Here is a 24134-nt window from a genome sequence, read left to right on the forward strand (position 1 = left end):
CACGCCCGCTCACACAAGCAAGATACCTGTGGGAGCGGGCTTGCCCCGCGAATAGGCCGGCACTGACACCCCGATATCAAGGCAAACAAAAAGCCCCGGCTCTCACGAGCCGGGGCTTTTTTGTGTCGCTACGCCAGCAATCAGCCGTTGAACACTTCGTCCACGCTGTTCAGCGGGTAGTGCTTCGGATACGGCAGGGTAGCCACGCCGGATTCGATGGCAGCCTTGGCCACAGCGTCGGATACGACGTTGATCAGGCGTGGGTCCAGCGGCTTCGGAATGATGTACTCACGGCCGAATTCCAGAGCCTGGACGTTGTACGCGTCGCACACTTCCTTCGGCACCGGCAGCTTGGCCAGGTCTTTCAGGGCGATGGCGGCGGCGATCTTCATCTCTTCGTTGATGCGCTTGGCGCGAACGTCCAGAGCACCACGGAAGATGAACGGGAAGCCCAGTACGTTGTTGACCTGGTTCGGGTAGTCGGAACGACCGGTGGCCATGATCACGTCGCTGCGGGTGGCGTGTGCCAGCTCTGGCGAGATTTCCGGGTCCGGGTTCGAGCAGGCGAACACGATCGGGTTGGCAGCCATCGACTTCAGGCCTTCCGGGCTCAGCAGGTTCGGGCCGGACAGGCCAACGAACACGTCAGCGCCGTTCAGGGCGTCGGCCAGGGTGCGCTTGTCGGTAGCGTGGGCGAACTGGGCCTTGTACTGGTTCAGGTCGTCGCGGCCAGCGTGGATCACGCCGCTGCGGTCGATCATGAAGATGTTCTCGACCTTGGCACCCATGCTCACCAGCAGCTTCATGCAGGAGATGGCAGCAGCGCCGGCGCCCAGGCAGACGATCTTGGCGTCTTCGAGCTTCTTGCCGGCGATTTCCAGGGCGTTGATCATGCCGGCCGCGGTAACGATCGCGGTGCCGTGCTGGTCATCGTGGAAGACCGGAATGTCGCACTGCTCGATCAGGGTGCGCTCGATCTCGAAGCACTCTGGGGCCTTGATGTCTTCGAGGTTGATGCCACCGAAGGTGATGGAGATGCGGCGCACGGTGTCGATGAAGGCCTGTGGGCTCTCCGACTCGACTTCGATGTCGAACACATCGATACCTGCGAAACGCTTGAACAGAACGCCCTTGCCTTCCATGACCGGCTTGGAAGCCAGTGGGCCGAGGTCACCCAGACCGAGGATGGCGGTGCCATCGGAAATCACCGCAACCAGGTTGCCCTTGCCGGTGTATTTGTAGGCCAGCTCTGGATCACGGCCGATTTCGCGCACCGGCTCGGCAACACCTGGGCTGTAGGCCAGGGCGAGATCACGGGCGGTGGCGGTGGGCTTGGAGAGCTCGACGCTCAGTTTCCCCGGACGAGGTTGAGCGTGATATTCGAGAGCGGCGGTTTTCAGGTCTGACATGGTGGGCATTCCGCTATTTACTGTTCTGACGGACCGCCGAGGATACGCAAAGAGCCGGGGAGCCACAAGACTGGTCGGTCACTTGTGTCAAGGCCTTTAGCCTACGACTTTACGCTATAACCCGCGGGGGCATTGGAATTGACAGTGTGTACAATCCGATAGCGAAATGTCTACATCTTTTCAGCCTGAAACGCGCTCCAGCATACTTGGATCGGTCAACGGCAACAGCCAACGTCGCTGCCCCGGCTTGAGCCCACCCTTGCGGGAACGATCCAGCACCCAGCCGCGCGCTTCAACCTGGCGCCCTTTGAGGTTATCGAAGAAGCTGGCGGGGAAGTTGCGTTGCAGACGAGCGGGAACCTGCAGCACCACGCCGGTTTCCAGTTCAAGCCAGATGCCGGCGCGATTGCGCTCGATGCTGCCGATTGTGCCCGCGATGAGCGCGAAGCCCGACTGCCTTACCTCAGCAGCGCGCTGCACCGGAGAACGCCGCCACAGGCCAAGACGCGCCTGGCGCGCCGCCTGCTCGGCAGCCTGCTGGCAGCCCGCCAGGCGCACATTGGGGGCGACCGCAACCCGGTAACCCAGCCCTTCGCTGAGCAGCCGCGCCTCGAGATTGTCGCCATTGCCCGCATAGACATGTGCCAGCGTGCGCCCGTACTTGTCTTTCGCCTCCCGGCCCAGCACCAGCCCGACGCGGCCATCGCTGGCCTTGACCAGGCTCTGCAGGCGCTGCCTGGCCGCTTCGGCATAAGGCTCGCTGGTGCGGCCCTTGCGGCCGATTTCCGGGGCATTGATACCGATCATGCGCACACTGCGGCCATCGGCCAGGCGCAGGGTGTCGCCATCCACCACCTGGCGCACGGCCACTGGCTGCGGCTTGCTTGGCAGCGGGCAGAAGGCCTGCGCCGGTAGGTGCCAGATCGCGCCCACAAAAAAAGCGCCCACAAGGGGCGCCTTTTTCAGCAACAACGCGAAGCCCGAAGGTTTCGCCATGCGCATGATTACTTCTTGGTACCGAACATGCCGAAGCGGTCGGCGAACTTCTGTACGCGACCACCGGTGTCCAGGACTTTCTGCTTACCGGTGTAGAACGGGTGGCACAGGTTGCAAACGTCGATCGCCAGGGTGTTGCCCAGGGTCGAACGAGTTTCGAACTTGTTACCGCAGCTGCAGGTGACTGCAACTACTTCGTAGTTCGGATGAATATCTGCTTTCATGGTCACTTCCTCGAGCTGCGTGCCGCCACCCAACACCATTGTTGAATACCGCACGTAATTAGGCGGCGAATATTACCAGAGTGTCACGCCAGCGCAAGTTGTCGCTTGCACCGGCCGTCGTCTGCTAGGCTCGCCAGTCATTGAAATGCCCTCCGAGATATTCCGCGTGTCCGACGTCATCCTGCGCCTTGCCCTGCCCTCTCCCTTGCGTCGCCTGTTCGACTACCGGGCGCCGGCGAGCATGGCGCGCCAGGCCCTGGCACCGGGCATGCGCATCCGCGTGCCATTCGGCCGCCGCGAGATGATCGGCGTGCTGGTGGAGGTCTGCGAGCAGAGCGAAGTGCCCGCCGACAAGCTCAAGCCGGCCATCGCCCTGCTCGACCCGGTGACCCCGGTGCCGGCGGCGCTGTTCAAGCTGTGCCTGTGGACGGCCCAGTACTACCAGCACAGCCTCGGTGACACGCTCAGCTGGGCCCTGCCCACGCTGCTGCGCCAGGGCGAGCCGGCCGAAATGCGCCAGGAACGCTTCTGGCACGTGGCCCCCGGCGCCCGCGCCGAAGACCCGCGCATCGCCCGGGCGCCCCGCCAGCGCGATGCCTTGAAGACCCTGGCCCAGCACCCCCATGGCGTGGCCCACAGCCTGCTGGCCAAGCTCAACCTGAACAAGGACAGCCTCGACCTGCTGCTGGCCAAGGACCTGGTCCAGGTGGAAGTGCGCCGCCAGCGCCCGGCGCCACGCCACGAACACTGGCTGGCCCAGCCGGAGCTGCCGCTCAATGAAGAACAGCGCGATGCCTTCGACGCGGTGCGCGAGGGCTTTGGCGGGTTTGCCGCGTTTCTTCTGGCGGGCGTCACCGGCAGCGGCAAGACCGAGGTCTACCTGCAACTGATCCGCGAAACCCTGGAAGCCGGCAAGCAGGCGCTGGTGCTGATCCCCGAAATCAACCTTGGCCCGCAGACCCTGGCGCGCTTCGAGCAACGCTTCAATGCGCGCATCGCCCTGCTGCACTCGGCCGTGAACGACCGCGAGCGCCTCGACGCCTGGCTGGCGGCGCGTGATGGCGAGGCCGACATCATCATCGGTACCCGCTCGGCGCTGTTCACCCCGATGAAGAACCCGGGCCTGATCATTATCGACGAGGAGCACGACGGCTCCTATAAACAGCAGGAAGGCCTGCGTTACCACGCCCGCGACCTGGCGCTGGTGCGCGCCCACCAGGAAAACATCCCGATCCTGCTCGGCTCTGCCACCCCGTCGCTGGAAACCCTGCACAACGCCCTGACCGGCCGCTACCGCCTGCTGCGCATGAACCAGCGCGCCGGTGGCGCGCGCCCGCCACGCATGCTGCGCCTGGACGTGAAGAGCCTGCCGCTGGACAGTGGCATCAGCGGCCCGCTGCAACAGGCCATCCGCCTGACCCTGGAAGCCGGCCAGCAGGTGCTGGTGTTCCTCAACCGCCGCGGCTTCGCCCCCACCTTGCTGTGCCATGACTGTGGCTGGCTGTCCGAATGCCCGCGCTGCGATGCGCGCATGACCGTGCACCAACGCTCCGGCGTGCTGCGCTGCCACCACTGCGGATATGACGAGCGGCTGCCGCACCAGTGCCCCAAGTGCAACCACGTGGACCTGCGCCCGGTCGGGGCTGGCACCGAGCGCGCCGAGGAACGCCTGAAGGTGTTGTTCCCGGACTACCCGATCCTGCGCGTGGACCGCGACAGCACGGCGCGCAAGGACGCCATGCACAACCTGTTCAGCACCATCCAGCGCGGCCAGCCGAGCATCCTGGTCGGCACCCAGATGCTGGCCAAGGGGCACCACTTCCCGCGGGTCACCCTGGTGGCCATCCTCGATGCCGATGGCGGGCTGTTCTCCGGCGATTTTCGCGCCAGCGAGCGCATGGCCCAGCTCATCGTCCAGGTTGCAGGCCGCGCCGGGCGTGCCGAAGAGCCGGGCAAGGTGATCATCCAGACCCACCTGGCCGACCACCCGCTGCTGGTGCAGCTGACCGAGCAAGGCTACTTCGCCTTCGCCGAACAGGCCCTGGACGAACGCCGCGCAGCCGGCCTGCCGCCCTATTCGCACCTGGCCCTGCTGCGCGCCGAAGCCCACAAGCCAGGCCAGGCCGAGGGCTTTCTCGACGAGGCCTGCAGTGCGGCGGAGCGCCTGGTGGCCGAGCAAGGCTTGCCGGGCATTGAACTGTTGGGCCCGGTGCCCGCTCCGATGGAGCGCAAGGCTGGGCGCTTCCGTGCCCAATTGTTGATCCAGGCCAACACCCGGGCACCCTTGCATCGACTGATCAGCGCCTGGTTGCTAGTGTTGGAGCAACTGCCAAGCGGGCGCCAGGTACGCTGGTCGCTCGATGTGGACCCCGTGGACCTGTATTGAGCATGCAGCCCATTGGCCGCCAAAGGTTGGCAACCCGGCCCCGGCAACGGATAATGCCCAGTTTTTCCACCTGCGCATCCAGGCGCCCCACCGCGCTTGCGGTCGAAAAGAGATCCCCATGAAAGACACCATTCGCCAGCTGATCCAGCAAGCCCTCACCCAACTCGTCGCCGACGGTGTGCTGCCTGAAGGGCTGTCGCCGGCGATCCAGGTGGAAAACGCCCGGGACAAGACCCACGGCGATTTCGCCAGCAACATCGCCATGATGCTGGCCAAGCCGGCCGGCATGAAGCCGCGCGACCTGGCCGAGAAACTGATCGCCGCCCTGCCGGCCAGCGCCGACATCAGCAAGGTCGAGATCGCCGGCCCAGGCTTTCTGAACTTCTTCCAGAACACCGAAGCCCTGGCCAATCGCCTCGACGCGGCCCTGGCCGACGCCCACCTGGGCGCGCGCAAGGCCGGCCCTGCGCAGAAGGTGGTGATCGACATGTCGGCACCGAACCTGGCCAAGGAAATGCACGTCGGCCACCTGCGCTCGACCATCATCGGTGACAGCGTCGCCCGGGTGCTGGAGTTCCTCGGCGACCAGGTCATCCGCCAGAACCACGTGGGCGACTGGGGTACCCAGTTCGGCATGCTGATGGCCTACCTGGAAGAGAACCCGATCACCAGCGACGAGCTGTCGGACCTGGAGAACTTCTACCGCGCGGCCAAAAAACGCTTCGACGAATCCGAAGAATTCGCCACCCGCGCCCGCGGCCTGGTGGTCAAGCTGCAGGCCGGCGACCCCGAGTGCCTGGCCCTGTGGACGCGCTTCAAGGACATCTCGCTGTCGCACTGCCAGAAGACCTACGAGCTGCTCAACGTCAAGCTGACCATGGCCGACGTGATGGGCGAAAGCGCCTACAACGACGACCTGGCCAACGTGATCAACGACCTCAAGGCCAAGGGCCTGCTGGTCGAAGACCAGGGCGCCCAGTGCGTGTTCCTCGACGAGTTCAAGAACAGCGAAGGCGAGCCGCTGCCGGTGATCGTGCAGAAGGCCGACGGTGGCTACCTGTACGCCACCACGGACCTTGCGGCCGTGCGCTACCGCAGCAACGTGCTCAAGGCCGACCGCGCCCTGTACTTCGTTGACCAGCGCCAGGCACTGCACTTCAACCAGGTGTTCGAAGTGGCCCGCCGCGCAGGCTTCGTCGGCCACCCGATGCAGATGGAGCACATGGGCTTCGGCACCATGAACGGCGCCGACGGCCGCCCGTTCAAGACCCGTGACGGCGGCACCGTGAAGCTGATCGACCTGCTCACCGAGGCCAAGGACCGCGCTTATGCGCTGGTCAAGGAAAAGAACCCGAGCCTGGCCGATGAAGAACTGCGCCACATCGGTGAAGTGGTGGGTATCGGCGCGGTGAAGTACGCCGACCTGTCCAAGCACCGCACCAGCGACTACAGCTTCAACTTCGAGCTGATGCTCAACTTCGAAGGCAATACCGCGCCTTACCTGCTGTACGCCTACACCCGCGTGGCCGGCGTATTCCGCAAGCTGGGCAAGGGCTTTGACGAGGTCGAAGGCCGCATCGTGCTGCAGGCGCCCCACGAGCAGGACCTGGCCGCACGCCTGGCGCAGTTCGGCGAAATCCTCAACAACGTCGCCGAGAAGGGCACGCCGCACGTGCTGTGCAGCTACCTCTACGACCTCGCCGGGCTGTTCTCCAGCTTCTACGAGAACTGCCCGATCCTCGCCGCCGAAACCCCGCAGCAGCAGCAGAGCCGCCTGCGCCTGGCTGCCCTGACCGGCCGCACCCTCAAGCAAGGTCTGGAACTGCTCGGCCTGGAAACCCTGGAGCGTATGTAAGTTGGCTGCCAAGAAAAAACCAGCACCCAAGCGCGGCGCCAGCCGCACCCAGGCACCGGCCAAACAGCCGATCCCCGGCTGGGTATGGTTGGCGGTCGGCCTTACCGTCGGCGCCTTCATCGTCTTCTTGATGAAGCTCGAACCCGGTGGCGGCGAGATCCAGCGCACCAAGCCCGAGCAGCAGAAGCCAGAGAAGGCGGCCGAAGCCAGCAAGTCCACGCCTGCCACGCCGCAGCAGCCGGTGAAGCCGAAGTACGACTTCTATACGCTGCTGCCGGAGTCCGAGGTGATCGTGCCGCCTGAGGCGGTACCGGAGAAGACACCGCCCGTGCCAGCCCAGCCGGTGACCCCGGTAACCCCGGCGGAAGCCGCGAAGATCGACACCGCGCGCGCCCAGGCTGCATTGCTGGGGCAAACGCCGCCGCCAGCGCCGCCGGTGATCAAGCCGGCAGCCACCACGCAGTTCTTCCTGCAGGCGGGCTCGTTCCGCAAGCAGGCGGATGCCGACAAGGTGCGCGCGCAGATCATCCTGCTGGGCCAGGCGGTGAAGGTGGAGTCGGGAACGGTCAAGGATGAAACCTGGTACCGCGTGCTGGTCGGCCCGTTCAGCAACCGCGAACAGCTGACCGGGGCCCAGAAGCAGTTGGCAGGGGCCGGGTTCAGCAACCTGCTGCTGCAGCAGCGACAGACTCGCCAGTAATGAAAAAGGCCTTGCCGCTCGATGCGACAAGGCCTTTTTTCTGCCTTAGCGGCGCTCGCTGTTGGCCTGGGAGATCTGGCCGTTCAGCGTCCAGAAGTCATACAGCACGCCCAGCAGGAACAAGCCACCGGTGAAGAAGTAGATGATCGCGCTGATCCACTTGCCCTGGTACAGCCGGTGCACGCCGAACACACCGAGGAAGGTCAGCAGGATCCAGGCGATGTTGTAGTCGATGCGCCCGGACTGGAAGCGCATGTCGGCCTCGCGGTCCATCGACGGAATCAGGAACAGGTCGATCAGCCAGCCGATGCCGAGCAGGCCCAGGGTGAAGAACCAGATCGTCCCGGTGATGGGCTTGCCGTAGTAGAAGCGGTGCGAGCCGGTGAAGCCGAAGATCCACAGCAGGTAGCCGATCACCTTGCTGTGGGTGTCGTGGTACGGCGCCCCTTGTTCATAACTGTTCATTCATAGCCCTCCTGGGTTATCCGAAAATTTTCTAAAAAAAAATGTGACTTTTCTGGCGTTGACCGACGTACGGCAGCATGACAATCGACCAACGGATCAGAAACTGATCAAAAAGCTGTTATAAAGTTGCCCGCCAACACACATAAAACATTCATAAAGAGCTTCATCTATGCCGCCTTTACTCAAGACATGGCTGACCCTCTGCCTATTATTGCCCCTGGCCGCCCACGCCACCAATCGTGAGCAACGTCTTCCCAATGGTTTCACCGGCTACACCAGCAACGCCTCGGTGAAACACGCGCCGGTCAAGCAGACCGCGCTGCGCGCACGCCAGAATACCTCGGCCAAGGGCCATAACCTGCCCGCCGTTGCCTCGATGTCGCCCAAGCAGAGCAGCGATGTGCTCAGCCGCGCCGTCAATGTACTCGGCACGCCTTATGTATGGGGTGGCAGCAGCCCGAAAAAGGGTTTCGACTGCAGCGGGCTGGTCAAGTACGCCTTCAACGACGTGGCTGACGTCGACCTGCCGCGCACCTCCAATGCCATGGCCGAGGGGCATGGCGTGAAGGTAGCGCAGGGCGACCTCAAGCCGGGCGACCTGATCTTCTTCAACATCAAGAGCCGCCGGGTCAACCACGTTGCCATCTACCTGGGCAACGACCGTTTCATCCATGCGCCGCGTCGCGGCAAGCGGGTGAGCATCGACAACCTGAGCAAGCCTTACTGGCAGAAGCATTACGTTGTCGCCAAGCGGGTGTTGCCGAAGGATCAGCAGCAGCTGGCACTGGCCAAGCGCTGACTGCGCTGGCCCCATCGCCGGCAAGCCGGCTCCCACAGGCCTCGAACCCTGTAATGCACCTGTGGGAGCCGGCTTGCCGGCGATAGGGCCAGAAGGCTTCACGTCAACTCGACCAGCCCTTTACTCTTCAGCTGGCTCATCGCCCCTTCCATCGTCTGCATCCCCTGCGCCGCCCCCGCCTGCATCACCGAGCACAACTGCGCCATCCGCCCTTCGCGTATCAGGTTACGCACCGCCGGTGTCGCCACCAGCACCTCCCTGGCCGCCACCCGCCCGCCTCCCACGCGCTTGACCAGCACCTGCGCCACCACCATGCGCAATGACTCCGCCAGCATTGCCCGCACCAATGGCTTTTCTTCTGCGGCAAACACATCCACCAGCCGGTCGACACTGCTCACTGCCGAGCGCGTATGCACCGTCGCCAACACCAGATGCCCCGTTTCCGCCGCGCGCAGCGCCAGGCGGATCGTTTCCAGGTCGCGCAGCTCGCCGATCATGATCACATCCGGGTCCTGGCGCAGCGCACTGCGCAGCCCCTGGCTGAAGTCACGACAATGCCGGCCGATTTCGCGCTGGTTGATCAGGCTGCGTTGGCCGCTGTGGATAACTTCGATCGGGTCTTCGAGGGTGATGATGTGCAGGCACCGCTGACGATTGAGCTGATCGATCAGTGCCGCCAGGGTGCTGGACTTGCCGCTGCCGGTCGGGCCGCCGATCAGCACCAGGCCGTCGCTGTACTGTGCAATAGCTCGAAACACTTCTTCGAGTGCCAGTTCATCGAGAGTCGCGATGCGTGCCGGGATCAGGCGGAAGGTTGCCGCCGGGCCGTTCAACTGGCGAAACAGGTTCAGACGAAAACGCCCAAGGGGTGCCAGCTGCAGCGCCAGGTCCTGCTCGTCACCCTGCTCCCAACGCTGGCGCTGCCCATCGTCGAGCAAAGGCGCCAGGCCAGCGCTCAAGGCAGCAGGCTGCAAACAAGGCAAACCCAGGCGCTGCAATTCGCCATCCAGGCGCAGCATCGGTATTTCACCCGCGGCCAGGTGCAGGTCGCTGGCCCCTGCCTCCACGGCCCGGGCCAGCAGGTCGGTCACGTCCATGAGACTCCCCAAAGGCCATCAAGCAGGTAGAATGCCGCAGACCCCAGAGCCGACGGCATCGATCCATGTCCACCATAGCAGACAACCTTTCCGCCCTCGCCAAGCGCATCGACAGCGCGGCCCGGGCCGTTGGGCGCGACCCGGCCAGCGTCCAGCTGCTGGCGGTGAGCAAGACCAAACCGGCCAGTGCCATCCGCGAAATCCATGCCGCGGGCGTGCGCGACGTGGGCGAAAACTACCTGCAGGAAGCGCTGAACAAGCAGGGCGAACTGCGCGACCTGCCCTTGATCTGGCACTTCATCGGCCCCATTCAGTCGAACAAGACCAAAGCGATTGCCGAACATTTCGACTGGGTACATTCCGTGGACCGCCTGAAGATCGCCCAACGCCTGTCCGAGCAGCGCCCTGCTGGCCTGCCCGCGCTGAACATCTGCCTGCAGGTGAATGTCAGCGGTGAAGCCAGCAAGTCGGGCTGCGCCCCGGCGGACCTGCCAGCGCTGGCCAATGCCGTGGCCGCCCTGCCCAACCTGCGCCTGCGCGGGTTGATGGCGATCCCCGAGCCGACCGACGACCGCGCCGAGCAAGAGGCAGCCTTTGCCAGCCTGCGCCAGTTGCAGGAGCAGTTGGGCCTGGGCCTGGACACCTTGTCCATGGGCATGAGCCACGACCTTGAAGCGGCGATTGCACAGGGAGCGACCTGGGTACGCATCGGCACCGCCCTGTTCGGCGCGCGCAGCTACCCGGCCAGCGACCCCGTCTGATTCCATGCTTTACTCACTCTTTCCCTCAAGGACCTGACATGAGCAAGACACGTATTGCCTTTATCGGCGCCGGCAACATGGCCGCCAGCCTGATCGGCGGCCTGCGTGCCCAAGGCCTGGACGCGTCGCAGATCCGCGCCAGCGACCCGGGCGCCGAAACCCGCGCGCGGGTGCAGGCCGAGCACGGAGTTGCAACGTTCGAAGACAACGCCAGCGCCATCGCCGATGCCGACGTGATCGTCCTGGCGGTCAAGCCGCAGGTGATGAAGGCCGTGTGCCAGGCCCTGCAGCCAAGCCTGCAAGATGGCCAGCTGATCGTTTCCATCGCCGCCGGCATCACCTGCGCCAGCCTGCAGGCCTGGCTCGGCGCCCGCCCGGTGGTGCGCTGCATGCCCAATACCCCGGCGCTGCTGCGCCAGGGCGTCAGTGGCCTGTATGCAACGGCCGAGGTGTCCGCCGCACAGCGCGAGCAGGCCGAACAGCTGCTGTCGGCTGTCGGCACCGCCCTGTGGCTGGAGCAGGAACAGCAGCTCGATGCGGTCACGGCCGTCTCGGGCAGCGGCCCGGCGTATTTCTTCCTGCTGATCGAAGCCATGACCGCCGCCGGCGAAAAACTCGGCCTGCCGCGCGAAACCGCTTCTCAGCTGACCCTGCAAACGGCCTTGGGCGCCGCGCACATGGCCGTGGCCAGCGACGTCGACGCCGCCGAACTGCGCCGCCGCGTCACCTCGCCGGCTGGTACCACCGAGGCGGCAATCAAGTCGTTCCAGGGCAACGGGTTCGAAGCCATCGTCGAGCAAGCGCTGGAGGCTGCGGCCAAGCGTTCTGCCGAGCTGGCCGAGCAATTGGGCAAATAAGGAGCTGTTGATGAATGCACTGTCAGGCGCCGCGATCTTCGTGGTGCAAACCCTGGTCAGCCTGTACCTGGTGATCGTCCTGCTGCGCTTCGTGCTGCAGCTGGTCAAGGCCAACTTCTACAACCCACTGTGCCAGTTCACCGTGCGCGCCACCCAGCCGCTGCTCAAGCCGATTCGCCGGGTGATCCCCAGCATCGGTGGCCTGGACACCTCCTCGCTGCTGCTGGCCGTGGTCATCCAGGCCCTGCTGATGGGCTTCGTGCTGATGGTCACCTACGGTGCCTTCGGCGATGTCCTGCACCTGCTGATGTGGGCGATCATCGGGATCACCTCGCTGTTCCTGAAGATCTTCTGGGTGGCGATGATCGTCATGGTGATCGTCTCCTGGGTCGCGCCGAACAGCCACAACCCAGCTGCCGAACTGGCCTACCAGATCAGCGAGCCGGTGCTGGCACCGTTCCGCCGCATCGTCCCCAACCTGGGCGGCATGGACATCTCGCCGATCTTCGCCTTCCTGGCGATCCAGGTGATCCAGTCGTTCGTCATGCCACCGCTGGCCGCCTATGCCGGCATGCCACCGGAACTGTGGCGGATGATCTGACCCCGCCTGCACCTGGCGGCAAGCCTTTGCTTGCCGCTGGGGGTAGCGCTCTTTAGACTTACGCCTCCGTCAAGCGTGAGCAGGGTCGATGTCCACTGTCCTTCCCGAAGATTCCGTCGGTCTGGTTACACCGCAAACTGCCCGGTTCGAAGAACCGCTGGCCTTGGCCTGTGGCCGCTCCCTGGCCAGCTACGAGCTGGTCTATGAAACCTATGGCAGCCTGAACGCCAGCGCGAGCAATGCCGTGCTGATCTGCCATGCCCTGTCCGGCCACCACCATGCTGCCGGCTACCATGCCGCCACCGACCGCAAGCCGGGCTGGTGGGACAGCTGCATCGGCCCAGGCAAACCGATCGACACCAACCGCTTCTTCGTGGTCAGCCTGAACAACCTCGGCGGCTGCAACGGCAGCACCGGCCCGAGCAGCGTCAACCCGGCCACCGGCAAGCCGTATGGCGCCGATTTCCCGGTGCTGACCGTGGAAGATTGGGTGCACAGCCAGGCCCGCCTGGCCGACCGCCTCGGCATCCAGCAATGGGCCGCCATCGTTGGTGGCAGCCTGGGCGGCATGCAGGCGCTGCAGTGGACCATCACCTACCCCGAGCGCGTGCGCCATTGCGTGGACATCGCCTCGGCGCCCAAGCTGTCGGCGCAGAACATCGCCTTCAACGAAGTAGCGCGCCAGGCCATCCTCACCGACCCGGAGTTCCACGGCGGCTCGTTCCAGGACCAGGGCGTGATCCCCAAGCGCGGGCTGATGCTGGCGCGCATGGTCGGCCACATCACCTACCTGTCTGATGACTCGATGGGCGAGAAATTCGGCCGTGAGCTCAAGAGCGACAAGCTCAACTACGACTTCCACAGCGTCGAATTCCAGGTCGAGAGCTACCTGCGCTATCAAGGCGAAGAGTTCTCCGGCCGCTTCGACGCCAACACCTACCTGCTGATGACCAAGGCCCTGGACTACTTCGACCCGGCCGCGGCCCACGGCGGCGACCTGGCGGCCACCCTGGCCGAGGTCAAGGCAGACTACTGCATCATGTCGTTCACCACCGACTGGCGCTTCTCGCCGGCCCGCTCGCGCGAGATCGTCGACGCCCTGATGGCGGCGCGCAAGAACGTCTGTTATCTGGAGATCGATTCGCCTTACGGCCACGATGCCTTCCTGATCCCGACGCCTCGCTACATGCAGGGTTTCTCGAACTACATGAACCGCATCGCCATCTGAGGACAGCATGAGAGCCGATCTGGAAATCATCCACGAGTGGATTCCCGCCGGCAGCCGGGTACTCGACCTGGGCTGCGGCAGTGGCGAGCTGCTGGCATCGCTGCGCGATCGCAAGCACGTCACCGGCTACGGCCTGGAAATCGACGCCGACAACATCGCCGCCTGCGTGGCCAAGGGTGTCAACGTGATCGAGCAGGACCTGGACAAGGGCCTGGGCAACTTCGCCAGCAACAGTTTCGACGTGGTGATCATGACCCAGGCCCTGCAGGCCGTGGAGTACCCCGACCGCATCCTCGACGAGATGCTGCGGGTGGGCCGCCAGTGCATCATCACCTTCCCCAACTTCGGCCACTGGCGCTGCCGCTGGTACCTGGCGACCAAAGGCCGCATGCCGGTGTCGGACTTCATGCCGTATACCTGGTACAACACGCCGAACATCCACTTCTGTACCTTCGCCGACTTCGAAGAGCTGTGCCACGAGCGCCATGCCAAGGTGCTCGACCGCCTGGCCGTCGACCACTTGCACCGCAACGGGTGGGGAGGCCGGCTTTGGCCTAATCTTCTAGGTGAAATCGGCATTTATCGCGTCAGCAGCCCTGGCCTGCAGGAGCACCAGCTCGCGGTCTGACGCTCACCGGAGGAATCGCACCATGCGTCGTCTAGCCCTGTTCCTGATCAGCCTGTGCCTGGCCTTGCCGGCACTGGCTGCCGATGCCGCCAGGCCCGATCGCAAGGAAGATTTCGGCGACGTGACGGTGCACTACAGCGCCTTTACCTCGAGCATGCTGCAACCGGACATTGCCGCCGCCACCGGGCTTACCCGCAGCAAGAACCAGGGCGTGCTCAACATTGCCCTGATCAAGGCGGGCAAGCCGAGCATGGGGGTGGTCAGCGGTACGGTGAAAGACCTGACCGGGCGCAGCAACCCGCTGTCGTTCAAGCAGATCACCGACCAGGGCGCCGTTTATTACATTGCCCAGTTCAAGATCGAACAGGCCGAGACCCTGACCTTCGACCTGAATGTCGAAACCGGCGGGGTCAGCCATCAACTCAGCTTCAACCAGGAAGTGTTCCCAGGCGAATGATGAATTTCCAGCAACTCGTATTGGCCAGCCACAACGCCGGCAAACTCAAGGAACTCCAGGCCATGCTCGGGCAGTCGGTGCAGCTGCGCTCGATCGGTGAGTTCAGCCAGGTGGAGCCTGAAGAAACCGGCTTGTCGTTCGTCGAGAACGCCATCCTCAAGGCGCGCAATGCCGCGCGCATCTCCGGCCTGCCGGCGCTGGCCGACGACTCGGGCCTGGCGGTGGACTTCCTGGGCGGCGCACCCGGCATCTATTCGGCGCGCTACGCCGAGGGCAAAGGCGATGCCGCCAACAACGCCAAGCTGCTCGAAGCGCTGAAGGATGTACCGCAAGAGCAGCGCGGCGCCCAGTTCGTCTGCGTGCTGGCCCTGGTGCGGCACGCCGATGACCCGCTGCCGATCCTCTGCGAAGGCCTGTGGCAAGGGCGCATCCTGTTCGAAGCCAGTGGCGAGCATGGCTTTGGCTACGACCCGCTGTTCTGGGTGCCAGAGCGCAACTGCTCGAGCGCCGACCTCAGCCCTGCCGACAAGAACCAGCTCAGCCACCGCGCCCGCGCCATGGCCCTGCTGCGTCAACGCCTGGGCCTGGCATGATCACAACGCTGTCCACCCAGCCGCGCCATGGCGCGGCGGGTCTCGCCACGCTGCCGCCTTTGGCGCTGTACATCCACATCCCGTGGTGCGTGCGCAAATGCCCTTATTGCGACTTCAACTCCCATGCCGCCGGCCCTGAGCTGCCGGAAGAGGCCTATGTCGATGCCTTGCTGACCGACCTCGACCAGGAACTGGCCGCCGTGCAAGGCCGGCCGATTTCGTCGATCTTCTTCGGTGGCGGCACCCCCAGCCTGTTCAGCGCCAACGCCCTCGGGCGCTTGCTGCGTGGCGTGGAGCAACGTATCCCGTTTGCCCCGGACATCGAGATCACGCTGGAAGCCAACCCCGGCACGTTCGAGCAGGAGAAGTTCAAGGCCTACCGGCAGACGGGCATCAACCGCCTGTCCATCGGCGTGCAGAGCTTCCAGCCGGCCAAGTTGCAGGCGCTGGGCCGCATCCACAATGGTGACGAGGCGATTCGTGCCGCGGCAATGGCGCGCGCGGCGGGCTTCGACAACTTCAACATGGACCTGATGCACGGCCTGCCCGACCAGTCGCTGGACGACGCCCTCGGCGACCTGCGCCAGGCCATCGACCTGGAACCGACGCACCTGTCGTGGTACCAGCTGACCGTGGAACCGAACACGGTATTCTGGAACCAGCCACCGGAGCTGCCGGAAGACGACATCCTCTGGGACATCCAGGAAGCCGGCCAGGCGCTGATGGCCGAGCACGGCTTCAGGCAGTACGAAGTGTCGGCCTACGCCCAGCCCGATCGCCCGGCCAGGCACAACCTCAACTACTGGCGTTTCGGCGACTTCATCGGCATCGGGGCCGGCGCCCATGGCAAGCTGACCTTCGCCGACGGCCGCATCCTGCGCACCTGGAAAACCCGCCTGCCAAAGGACTACCTGAACCTCGCCAAGCCCTTCAAGGCCGGCGAGAAGCTGCTGCCGGTGGATGAACTGCCGTTCGAGTTCCTGATGAACGCCCTGCGCCTCACCGATGGCGTGGAAGCCGAGCTGTTCACCCAGCGCACCGGCCTGCCCCTGGCGCAACTGACCGAGGCACGCCGCGCGGCCGAACAAAAGGGCCTTTTGCAGGTCGAACCGGATCGGTTGGTGGCCACGCCACGCGGCCAGCTGTTCCTCAATGACCTGCTGCAGTATTTCTTGACCTAAGGACGACCCATGGATCTGGTACTCGATCTGCTGGCGACGGTTTCTCGCTGGAGCCGAAGCAACCTGTCGGAGATTTCCCTGGCCCTGGTAGGCTGCTTGCTGGTGCTGTTCGGCACCGACCTCAAGGCCTGGGTGGAACAGCGCCTGGGCGGCCTGGCAGGCGCCCTGCGCATACCATTCATGGCGCTGCTGGTGATGATCGGCAGTGGTGCGGCGCTGATCTACGCCACGCCCTGGGTGGTGAAGGGGCTGGGCCAGTTCAACAACTATGCGTTGGCACCGGTGCTGCTGGTGGTGCTGGTGTTGATTGGGGTGGTGGCTGATCGGCGGGGGTGAGGTTGCTAAAAGCACGGTCAATGCTGTTAACCGCTCAGATACACATGATGCAGAATTTTTCTGATGATTGACGCACCCTGCCTGCCTCCCTATGATCCACTAACTGTGTGGGTGTTTCGGTGAAACCCCGAGCGACGGATACTCAGCCCTCTCGCTCAAACAAAAAAACCGCCCTTCTCAAGGCGGTTTTTTTTCGCCTGCAGTTCTGCAGGCTTCAGCACATTGAAACGCTGAATCAGCCGTTCAATCCACCTTCTCGAACTTCAAATCCCAAACCCCATGCCCCAGGCGCTCACCACGGCGCTCGAACTTGGTGATCGGACGCTCTTGCGGGCGCGGCACATAAGCACCGTCCGCCGCCTGGTTGCGGTAACCCGGCGCAGCGCTCATCACTTCCAGCATGTACTCGGCATACGGCTCCCAGTCGGTCGCCATGTGGAACACGCCGCCCGGCTTGAGCTTGCGGCGCACCAGTTCGGCGAACTCCAGTTGCACGATACGGCGCTTGTGGTGGCGCGCCTTGTGCCATGGGTCGGGGAAGAACAGCATCAAACGGTCGAGGCTGTTGTCGGCCACGCAACGGTTGAGCACTTCGATGGCGTCGCAGTCGTACACCCGCAGGTTCTTCAGGCCCTGGGTCAGCACGCCGTTGAGCAGCGCGCCGACACCCGGCCGGTGCACTTCAACACCGATGAAGTCCAGCTCCGGCGCGGCGGCGGCCATCTCCAGCAGGGAGTGGCCCATGCCGAAACCGATTTCCAGGGTGCGCGGCGCCGAACGGCCAAACACCTGGTCATAGTCCACCGGGCTGTCGGCCAGCGGCAGGATGTACAGCGGGCCGCCCTGGTCGAGGCCGCGTTGCTGGCCTTCGGTCATGCGCCCGGCGCGCATCACGAAGCTCTTGATGCGGCGGTGGGGGCGCGCTTCGCCGTCAGGGGTGGTCGGCGTATCTTGCGGTTCAGTCATCGGGGGCTCTTACTTGATCAGACCATCCAGCGGCGAAGAGGCGCTGGCATAGAGTTTCTTCGGCATGCGCCCGGCCAGGTAGGCCATGCGGCCGGCAACGATGGCGTGCTTCATGGCTTCGGCCATCAGCACCGGCTGCTGGGCGTGGGCGATGGCCGAGTTCATCAGCACCGCTTCGCAGCCCATTTCCATGGCGATGGTGGCGTCGGAAGCGGTGCCCACACCTGCGTCGACCAGCACCGGCACCTTGGATTCTTCCAGGATGATCTGCAGGTTGTACGGGTTGCAGATCCCCAGGCCGGTGCCGATCAGGCCGGCCAGCGGCATCACCGCGATGCAGCCGGCTTCAGCCAGCTGGCGGGCAATGATCGGGTCATCGCTGGTGTAGACCATCACGTCGAAACCGTCCTTGACCAGCACTTCGGCGGCCTTGAGGGTTTCGATCACGTTGGGGAACAGGGTTTTCTGGTCGGCCAGCACTTCCAGCTTGACCAGGTTGTGGCCATCGAGCAGCTCACGGGCCAGGCGGCAGGTGCGCACGGCCTCGACCGCGTCATAGCAGCCGGCGGTGTTCGGCAGGATGGTGTAGCGGTCCGGCGGCAACACGTCGAGCAGGTTCGGCTCGCCTGGGTTCTGGCCAAGGTTGGTGCGGCGCACGGCGACGGTGACGATTTCGGCACCCGAGGCCTCGATGGCCAGGCGGGTTTCTTCCATGTCACGGTACTTGCCGGTGCCGACCAGCAGGCGCGACTGGAAAGTACGCCCGGCCAGGGTGAAAGGCTTGTCGCTACGAACGTTGCTCATCGTTGTTCCTCGGGAAAAGGTTGCTGGGCTTGCAGGTGCGTCGCCGGGGGCGGATCAACCGCCACCGATGGCGTGGACCACTTCGACCTGGTCGCCTTCGTTCAGCTGCGTGCTGTCGTGCTGGCTACGCGGCACGATATCCAGGTTGAGTTCCACCGCGACCCGGCGCCCGGTCAGCTCCAGGCGTGTCAGCAGGGCCGCTACGCTTTCGCCAGCGGGCACTTCGTAAGGTTCACCGTTCAGTTGAATGCGCATGCGCACGGCCACCATTGTTCTTTGGGGCCCGCATTCTAGCGCCGATCCACGCGTTTACCCAAGGGTGGCAGGCGCCATTAGTCGCGATTGTGGACCGCTTGGTCAGCCCAGGCGCCAGGCTGCCAGCCCCAGGCACAGCCAGCCGGCCAGGAAGCACAAGCCGCCGATGGGGGTGATGATGCCCAGTTTGCCCAGGCCGCTGAGGGTCAGCAGGTAGAGGCTGCCGGAGAACAGCACGATGCCCACGGCAAACAGGCCGCCGGCCCAGCCCACCAGCCGCCCCGGCAGATGCGCCGCCAGCAGCGCCACGCCGAAGATCGCCAAGGTATGCACCAACTGGTAGGTCACGCCGGTATGAAAAATCGCCAGGTAGTCGGCCGACAGGCGGTTTTTCAGGCCGTGCGCGGCGAACGCGCCCAGGGCTACACCGGTGAAACCGAAAAAGGCAGCGAGCATCAGGAAGCTGCGAAGCATGGGACGACTCCTCGTATCGGGTCTGTATAATGGCCCGTTCCACCGGTCCGGCCAAGCCATCGCCATGCTTTCATCCCTCCTCCGCCGCTTTGCCCGTGCCCTGCTCTGGTTCGCCGCCGGCAGCATCGTGCTGGTGCTGGTGTTTCGCTGGGTGCCGCCGCCGGGCTCGGCATTGATGGTCGAGCGCAAGGTGCAATCGTGGTTCAGCGGCGAGCCGATCGACCTGCAGCGCGACTGGGAGCCTTGGGAGAACATCTCCGACGAGCTCAAGGTTGCCGTGATTGCCGGCGAAGACCAGAAGTTTGCCACGCACTGGGGCTTCGACATCCCAGCCATCCAGGCGGCACTGGCCTACAACGAACGGGGTGGCAGCATTCGCGGCGCCAGCACGCTGACCCAGCAGGTGGCCAAGAACCTGTTCCTGTGGTCCGGTAGAAGCTGGGTGCGCAAGGGCCTGGAGGCCTGGTTCACGGCACTGATCGAGCTGTTCTGGCCCAAGGAACGCATCCTCGAGGTCTACCTGAACAGCGCCGAGTGGGGCAAAGGGGTGTTTGGTGCCCAGGCTGCGGCACGCTATCACTTCGGTGTCGATGCCAGCCGGCTCAATCGGCAGCAGGCGGCGCAACTGGCGGCGGTGCTGCCCAGCCCGATCAAGTGGAGTGCCAGCAGGCCCAGCGCCTATGTGGCCAGCCGGGCGGGCTGGATTCGGCGGCAGATGAGCCAGCTGGGCGGGCCGAGCTACCTGATGCAGCTGGATGCCTCGCGCAGGCCCTGAGCGCCACAAAGCCAGCTCCAATAAAAAAGCCGCCGACCCGAGAGGGCCGGCGGCTCTTTTGTACTGCCAGAACGTGATCAGACTGCGATCAGCGCCTTGACCTTGTTCATCGCATTCTTCTCCAGCTGACGAATACGCTCAGCCGAAACGCTGTACTTGTCTGCCAGCTCATGCAATGTCGCCTTTTCCTCGGCCAGCCAGCGCTGGTAGAGGATGTCGCGGCTACGCTCGTCCAGGCCCTGCAGTGCTTCGTGCAGGTTGCTGCTGGAGTTGTCGCTCCAGTCGGCGTCTTCCAACTGCACGGCAGGGTCGTAGCGATGGTCTTCCAGGTAATGCGCAGGCGACTGGAAGGCACTGTCGTCATCGGCTTCGGCGGCCGGGTCGAAGGCCATGTCCTGGCCACTCAAGCGGCTTTCCATCTCACGCACTTCACGCGGCTCGACGCCGAGGCTTTCCGCCACGCGATGCACTTCGTCATTGTTCAACCAGGCCAGGCGCTTCTTCTGGCTGCGCAGGTTGAAGAACAGCTTGCGCTGGGCCTTGGTGGTAGCCACCTTGACGATGCGCCAGTTGCGCAAGATGAACTCATGAATCTCGGCCTTGATCCAGTGCACCGCGAAGGACACCAGGCGCACGCCCATTTCCGGGTTGAAGCGCTTGACCGCTTTCATCAGGCCAACGTTGCCTTCCTGGATCAGGTCAGCCTGGGCCAGGCCGTAGCCGGCATAGCTACGGGCGATATGTACGACGAAACGCAGGTGAGCCATCACCATTTGCCGAGCGGCTTCGAGATCCTGCTCGTAGTAGAGACGCTCGGCCAGATCACGCTCCTGCTCGACCGTCAGCAGCGGGATGCTGTTGACCGTGTGCACATAGGCTTCCAGGTTCGCACCAGGCACCAGGGCATACGCAGGTTGCAACGATGTGGTCATTCAAGAACCTCCGACTTACAAAACTCGCGCCTTGTGGGCGCTGCCAACATTGACCCGGAACGACGGTACAAGTTCCAAAATGAAAAAAATGTCAATGCTGGCACAGAAAAACTATCGAGGTGCCAACTCGTTCAAGTGACGAGCCACCGCGATCCATGCACCGATATACCCCAACAGCACCGCACCGATCAAGAGCGACAGACCGTCGGCAGCCGGCACGCCGCCCAGGGCGAAGTCGCTGTCGTACAGCCCGGACAGCCCTACCACGGCCTCGTTCAGCCAGTTCAGGCCAAACGCCAGGATGCCCCAGGCCAGCACACCCGCACCCAGGCCATACAACGCGCCCATGTACAGGAAAGGCCGGCGTACATAGCTGTCGGTGCCGCCAACCAGCTTGATCACTTCGATCTCGATGCGCCGGTTCTCGATATGTAGACGAATTGTGTTACCAATTACTAACAGCAAGGCCGAAATCAGCATGACTGCCAGGCCGAACACGAAGCGGTCACCCAGCTTGAGGATCGCCGCCAGGCGCTCGACCCACACCAGGTCGAGCTGGGCGTTCTCCACCCGTGGCAGCTCGGCCAGGCGTTGGCGCAAGGCCTCCAGCGCCGGCTTGTCGACTTCGGTCGGCGTCACCACCACCACGCCCGGCAGCGGGTTGTCGGGAAGCTCGCGCAAGGCCTCGCCAAGCCCGGACTGCTGCTGAAACTCTTCGAGCGCCTGCTCGCGGCTGACGTACAGGGCGTCTGCCACGCCCGGCATGCCCTTGATCTCGTCGCGCAGGGCTTCGCCTTCCCGGCTGCCCGCATCGAGCTTCAGGTACAGCGAGATCTGCGCCGCACGCTGCCAGGAGCCGCCGAGCTTCTCGACGTTCTTCAGCAGCAACGACAGCCCCATGGGCATGCTCAAGGCCACGGCCATCACCAGGCAGGTGAAGAAGCTGCCGATCGGCTGCTTGCCCAGGCGGCGCAGGCTGTCGGCCAGGCTGGCGCGGTGGCTTTCCAGCCAGGCGTGCAGCAGGGTGCGGAAGTCCGGGCCGTCGTCGTCGTGCTCGCCGCGCTTTTTCTTCGCCGGCTGCGGGTCGGCGGGTTTCGGCGCAACGCGCTCGGAAACCTTGGGTGTACGTGTAGTGCTCATTGCCCGGCCTCCCCATCGCCGATCAGACGGCCGCGCTGCAAGGTCAGCATGCGGTGGCGCATGCGCGCGATCAGTGCCAGGTCGTGGCTGGCAATCAGTACCGTGGTGCCCAGGCGGTTGATGTCCTCGAACACGCCCATGATCTCCGCGGCCAGGCGCGGGTCGAGGTTACCGGTGGGTTCGTCGGCCAGCAGCAAGGCTGGCTGGTGCACGATGGCGCGGGCGATGCCGACCCGCTGTTGCTGGCCGGTGGACAGGTCAGCCGGGAACAGCTCGCCCTTGTCGCTCAGCGACACGCGCTCCAGGGCCGAATCCACGCGCTTGGCGATCTCGGCCTTGGACAGGCCGAGAATCTGCAGCGGCAAGGCGATGTTGTTGAACACGGTGCGGTCGAACAGCAGCTGGTGATTCTGGAACACCACGCCGATCTGCCGACGCAGGAACGGGATCTGCGCATTGCTGATCTGCCCCAGGTCCTGGCCTGCCAGCAGCAACTTGCCGCTGGTCGGGCGCTCCATGGCCAGCAGCAGGCGCAGCAAGGTGCTCTTGCCAGCGCCGGAATGGCCGGTGACGAACAGGAATTCGCCCCGGCGCGCCCGGAAACTCAGCTCATGCAAGCCGACATGGCCATTGGGATAGCGCTTGGCAACCTGTTCGAATCGGATCATGGGTGCTCTCGCTCGGCGAACAGTGCCTTGACGAACGGCTCGGCTTCGAAGGTGCGCAGGTCGTCGATGCCTTCACCCACGCCAATGAAGCGGATCGGAATATTGAACTGCTTGGCCAGGGCGAAGATCACCCCACCCTTGGCGGTGCCGTCCAGCTTGGTCAGGGCCAGGCCGGTGAGCGCCACACTCTGGTTGAAGTACTTGGCCTGGCTGATGGCGTTCTGCCCGGTGCCGGCATCGAGCACCAGCAGCACCTCGTGCGGCGCCTCGGCGTCGAGCTTGCCGATCACCCGACGGACCTTCTTCAGCTCTTCCATCAGGTTGTCCTTGGTGTGCAGGCGGCCGGCGGTGTCGGCGATCAGCACATCGACACCGCGGGCCTTGGCGGCCTGCACGGCGTCGAAGATCACCGAGGCGGAGTCGGCGCCGGTGTGCTGGGCGATCACCGGGATCTGGTTGCGCTCGCCCCACACCTGCAATTGCTCGACCGCAGCGGCGCGGAAGGTGTCGCCGGCGGCCAGCATGACCTTCTTGCCTTCGAGCTGCAGCTTCTTGGCCAGCTTGCCGATGGTGGTGGTCTTGCCGGCGCCGTTCACGCCGACCACGAGGATCACGTAAGGCTTGTTCTGCGCCTCGACCTTCAGCGGCTGCTCGACCGGGCGCAGCAGCGCGGCCAGTTCATCCTGCAGCGACTTGTACAGCGCGTCGGCATCGGCCAGCTGCTTGCGGGCGACCTTCTGGGTCAGGTTCTGGACGATCGCCGAGGTGGCTTCCACACCCACGTCGGCGGTCAGCAGGCGCGTCTCGATTTCGTCGAGCAGGTCGTCGTCGATGACCTTCTTGCCCAGGAACAGGCTGGCCATGCCTTCGCCAATGCTGGCGCTGGTCTTCGACAGGCCTTGTTTGAGGCGGGCGAAGAAGCCGGGCTTGGACTGTTCGCCGGCTGGGGCGGCAACCACGGGGGCCGGCTCGGGCTCGACCGGGGCAGGCGCTGCGATTACCGGCTCGACCACTGCAGGCGCAGCGGCGGGCTCGGGGGCCGGGCGCTCGGGGATCGCTGGCGGGGCCTTGGGCTCGAGGTCCGGGACCAGGGCGACGGGCTCCTCGGCGACGGGCAGGACCAGGTTGCTGACGGGCGGCTCGACGGGCTGGGCAACCGGAAGCTCGGGGGCCGCAACCACCACTGCCGGGCGCTCGGCTTGTGCCGGGGCTGGCTCCACATCCGCCGGCAAGCCTGCTGCCGCAGGGGCCTGCTGCACAGGCTCGAGGATCACGGCTGGGGCTGGCTCAGGCTCGGCCGGGCGCGGTGTCTCGGCGACAGCAGGCGCCTGGGCAACCTCCGGCGCTACCGGAGCCGCTTCAGGCGGCTCGACGGCGGGCTGTGCGGCTACCGGCTCGGCAGCTTGGGCATCGGGTGTCTGTGGCTGTTCGGCGACAGGTTGCTGCGGCTTCTTGCGAAACCAGCTGAACAGGCCTTTTTTCTCGCCAGCCTCGGCCGGCGCTTTTTTGTCGTCGTTGGAACCAAACATGGAAGACGGCTATCTCAG

General features: G+C 64.6%; 27 protein-coding genes. 14 read left to right on the forward strand and 13 right to left on the reverse strand.

The window, feature by feature from the left end:
* Window positions 1-140: 140 nt before the first annotated feature.
* From ACIPG5_RS05015 to rpmE, 3 genes are all read right to left on the reverse strand, one after another.
* A complete protein-coding gene (locus ACIPG5_RS05015; protein WP_176510928.1) occupies window positions 141-1409 on the reverse strand; it encodes a malic enzyme-like NAD(P)-binding protein in 1269 nt (422 codons plus the stop codon).
* A 180-nt stretch (window positions 1410-1589) separates the two neighbouring features.
* Window positions 1590-2411: a thermonuclease family protein gene (locus tag ACIPG5_RS05020; RefSeq protein ID WP_401373626.1), complete on the reverse strand. Its 822-nt coding sequence runs from the start codon at window positions 2409-2411 to the stop codon at window positions 1590-1592.
* A 2-nt stretch (window positions 2412-2413) separates the two neighbouring features.
* Window positions 2414-2629 (reverse strand): 50S ribosomal protein L31, encoded by a 216-nt coding sequence (gene rpmE, locus ACIPG5_RS05025; RefSeq protein WP_008092997.1) that lies wholly within the window; start codon window positions 2627-2629, stop codon window positions 2414-2416.
* A 166-nt stretch (window positions 2630-2795) separates the two neighbouring features.
* Between rpmE and ACIPG5_RS05030 the strand changes: the two genes are divergently transcribed.
* From ACIPG5_RS05030 to ACIPG5_RS05040, 3 genes are all read left to right on the forward strand, one after another.
* The gene (locus ACIPG5_RS05030) at window positions 2796-5015 is read left to right on the forward strand and encodes a primosomal protein N' (protein WP_236237564.1); all 2220 of its coding nucleotides are present in this window, start codon (window positions 2796-2798) and stop codon (window positions 5013-5015) included.
* 118 nt (window positions 5016-5133) lie between these two features.
* On the forward strand, window positions 5134-6870 hold the full coding sequence (argS, locus tag ACIPG5_RS05035; protein ID WP_236237565.1) for an arginine--tRNA ligase: 1737 nt from the start codon (window positions 5134-5136) through the stop codon (window positions 6868-6870).
* A 1-nt stretch (window position 6871) separates the two neighbouring features.
* Window positions 6872-7570, forward strand: coding sequence for an SPOR domain-containing protein (locus ACIPG5_RS05040; RefSeq protein ID WP_176510932.1), 699 nt, complete (start codon window positions 6872-6874; stop codon window positions 7568-7570).
* Window positions 7571-7615: 45 nt separating this feature from the next.
* Here ACIPG5_RS05040 and ACIPG5_RS05045 read toward each other — a convergent pair whose 3' ends face one another.
* A complete protein-coding gene (locus ACIPG5_RS05045; RefSeq protein WP_176510933.1) occupies window positions 7616-8035 on the reverse strand; it encodes a TM2 domain-containing protein in 420 nt (139 codons plus the stop codon).
* A 169-nt stretch (window positions 8036-8204) separates the two neighbouring features.
* On the opposite strand from ACIPG5_RS05045, the gene ACIPG5_RS05050 reads away from it, so the two are divergent.
* On the forward strand, window positions 8205-8834 hold the full coding sequence (locus tag ACIPG5_RS05050; protein ID WP_176510934.1) for a C40 family peptidase: 630 nt from the start codon (window positions 8205-8207) through the stop codon (window positions 8832-8834).
* A gap of 98 nt (window positions 8835-8932) precedes the next feature.
* Here the strand turns inward: ACIPG5_RS05050 and ACIPG5_RS05055 are convergent, their stop codons facing one another.
* The gene (locus tag ACIPG5_RS05055; RefSeq protein ID WP_236237566.1) at window positions 8933-9931 is read right to left on the reverse strand and encodes a type IV pilus twitching motility protein PilT; all 999 of its coding nucleotides are present in this window, start codon (window positions 9929-9931) and stop codon (window positions 8933-8935) included.
* Between the two features lie 65 nt (window positions 9932-9996).
* Between ACIPG5_RS05055 and ACIPG5_RS05060 the strand changes: the two genes are divergently transcribed.
* The 9 genes from ACIPG5_RS05060 to ACIPG5_RS05100 all read left to right on the forward strand — a co-directional run bounded on the left by ACIPG5_RS05060 (window position 9997) and on the right by ACIPG5_RS05100 (window position 16573).
* The gene (locus tag ACIPG5_RS05060) at window positions 9997-10692 is read left to right on the forward strand and encodes a YggS family pyridoxal phosphate-dependent enzyme (protein ID WP_176510936.1); all 696 of its coding nucleotides are present in this window, start codon (window positions 9997-9999) and stop codon (window positions 10690-10692) included.
* A gap of 38 nt (window positions 10693-10730) precedes the next feature.
* Window positions 10731-11549: a pyrroline-5-carboxylate reductase gene (proC, locus tag ACIPG5_RS05065; RefSeq protein ID WP_176510937.1), complete on the forward strand. Its 819-nt coding sequence runs from the start codon at window positions 10731-10733 to the stop codon at window positions 11547-11549.
* Between the two features lie 10 nt (window positions 11550-11559).
* Window positions 11560-12150, forward strand: a complete 591-nt coding sequence (locus tag ACIPG5_RS05070; RefSeq protein WP_401373631.1) for a YggT family protein — start codon at window positions 11560-11562, stop codon at window positions 12148-12150.
* Between the two features lie 88 nt (window positions 12151-12238).
* Window positions 12239-13378, forward strand: coding sequence for a homoserine O-acetyltransferase (locus ACIPG5_RS05075; protein WP_176510939.1), 1140 nt, complete (start codon window positions 12239-12241; stop codon window positions 13376-13378).
* Window positions 13379-13385: 7 nt separating this feature from the next.
* Window positions 13386-14006: a methionine biosynthesis protein MetW gene (metW, locus tag ACIPG5_RS05080; protein ID WP_236237568.1), complete on the forward strand. Its 621-nt coding sequence runs from the start codon at window positions 13386-13388 to the stop codon at window positions 14004-14006.
* Window positions 14007-14028: 22 nt separating this feature from the next.
* Window positions 14029-14463 carry a DUF4426 domain-containing protein gene (locus tag ACIPG5_RS05085; protein WP_176510941.1) on the forward strand — a complete coding sequence of 145 codons (435 nt, stop codon included), beginning with the start codon at window positions 14029-14031 and terminating at the stop codon, window positions 14461-14463.
* Complete coding sequence (gene rdgB, locus ACIPG5_RS05090; RefSeq protein ID WP_176510942.1) at window positions 14460-15056, forward strand: RdgB/HAM1 family non-canonical purine NTP pyrophosphatase; 597 nt, start codon at window positions 14460-14462, stop codon at window positions 15054-15056. Before ACIPG5_RS05085 ends, rdgB begins: the two co-directional genes overlap by 4 nt.
* The gene (gene hemW / locus ACIPG5_RS05095; RefSeq protein WP_401373634.1) at window positions 15053-16237 is read left to right on the forward strand and encodes a radical SAM family heme chaperone HemW; all 1185 of its coding nucleotides are present in this window, start codon (window positions 15053-15055) and stop codon (window positions 16235-16237) included. Before rdgB ends, hemW begins: the two co-directional genes overlap by 4 nt.
* A gap of 9 nt (window positions 16238-16246) precedes the next feature.
* Window positions 16247-16573: a DUF3392 family protein gene (locus tag ACIPG5_RS05100; protein WP_176510944.1), complete on the forward strand. Its 327-nt coding sequence runs from the start codon at window positions 16247-16249 to the stop codon at window positions 16571-16573.
* A 243-nt stretch (window positions 16574-16816) separates the two neighbouring features.
* Here ACIPG5_RS05100 and trmB read toward each other — a convergent pair whose 3' ends face one another.
* The 4 genes from trmB to ACIPG5_RS05120 all read right to left on the reverse strand — a co-directional run bounded on the left by trmB (window position 16817) and on the right by ACIPG5_RS05120 (window position 19072).
* A complete protein-coding gene (gene trmB / locus ACIPG5_RS05105; protein WP_176510945.1) occupies window positions 16817-17539 on the reverse strand; it encodes a tRNA (guanosine(46)-N7)-methyltransferase TrmB in 723 nt (240 codons plus the stop codon).
* A 9-nt stretch (window positions 17540-17548) separates the two neighbouring features.
* The gene (locus tag ACIPG5_RS05110) at window positions 17549-18343 is read right to left on the reverse strand and encodes a thiazole synthase (protein ID WP_008092966.1); all 795 of its coding nucleotides are present in this window, start codon (window positions 18341-18343) and stop codon (window positions 17549-17551) included.
* A gap of 54 nt (window positions 18344-18397) precedes the next feature.
* The gene (gene thiS / locus ACIPG5_RS05115; protein WP_008092964.1) at window positions 18398-18598 is read right to left on the reverse strand and encodes a sulfur carrier protein ThiS; all 201 of its coding nucleotides are present in this window, start codon (window positions 18596-18598) and stop codon (window positions 18398-18400) included.
* A gap of 102 nt (window positions 18599-18700) precedes the next feature.
* Entirely contained in the window at window positions 18701-19072 is a 372-nt protein-coding gene (locus ACIPG5_RS05120; protein WP_176510946.1) for a DUF423 domain-containing protein, read from the reverse strand.
* Between the two features lie 64 nt (window positions 19073-19136).
* Here ACIPG5_RS05120 and mtgA point away from each other — a divergent pair, with 64 nt between their 5' ends.
* On the forward strand, window positions 19137-19847 hold the full coding sequence (mtgA, locus tag ACIPG5_RS05125) for a monofunctional biosynthetic peptidoglycan transglycosylase (RefSeq protein ID WP_401373638.1): 711 nt from the start codon (window positions 19137-19139) through the stop codon (window positions 19845-19847).
* Between the two features lie 77 nt (window positions 19848-19924).
* Here the strand turns inward: mtgA and rpoH are convergent, their stop codons facing one another.
* From rpoH to ftsY, 4 genes are all read right to left on the reverse strand, one after another.
* Window positions 19925-20779, reverse strand: coding sequence for an RNA polymerase sigma factor RpoH (rpoH, locus tag ACIPG5_RS05130; RefSeq protein ID WP_176510948.1), 855 nt, complete (start codon window positions 20777-20779; stop codon window positions 19925-19927).
* Window positions 20780-20890: 111 nt separating this feature from the next.
* Entirely contained in the window at window positions 20891-21919 is a 1029-nt protein-coding gene (gene ftsX / locus ACIPG5_RS05135) for a permease-like cell division protein FtsX (protein ID WP_176510949.1), read from the reverse strand.
* Entirely contained in the window at window positions 21916-22587 is a 672-nt protein-coding gene (ftsE, locus tag ACIPG5_RS05140; RefSeq protein ID WP_011531723.1) for a cell division ATP-binding protein FtsE, read from the reverse strand. The genes ftsX and ftsE overlap by 4 nt, the downstream gene beginning before the upstream one ends.
* Window positions 22584-24116 carry a signal recognition particle-docking protein FtsY gene (gene ftsY, locus ACIPG5_RS05145; protein ID WP_401373641.1) on the reverse strand — a complete coding sequence of 511 codons (1533 nt, stop codon included), beginning with the start codon at window positions 24114-24116 and terminating at the stop codon, window positions 22584-22586. Before ftsY ends, ftsE begins: the two co-directional genes overlap by 4 nt.
* Window positions 24117-24134 lie beyond the last annotated feature (18 nt).

This window comes from Pseudomonas sp. NPDC087029 (assembly GCF_044745345.1).
Lineage (GTDB): Bacteria > Pseudomonadota > Gammaproteobacteria > Pseudomonadales > Pseudomonadaceae > Aquipseudomonas > Aquipseudomonas faucium.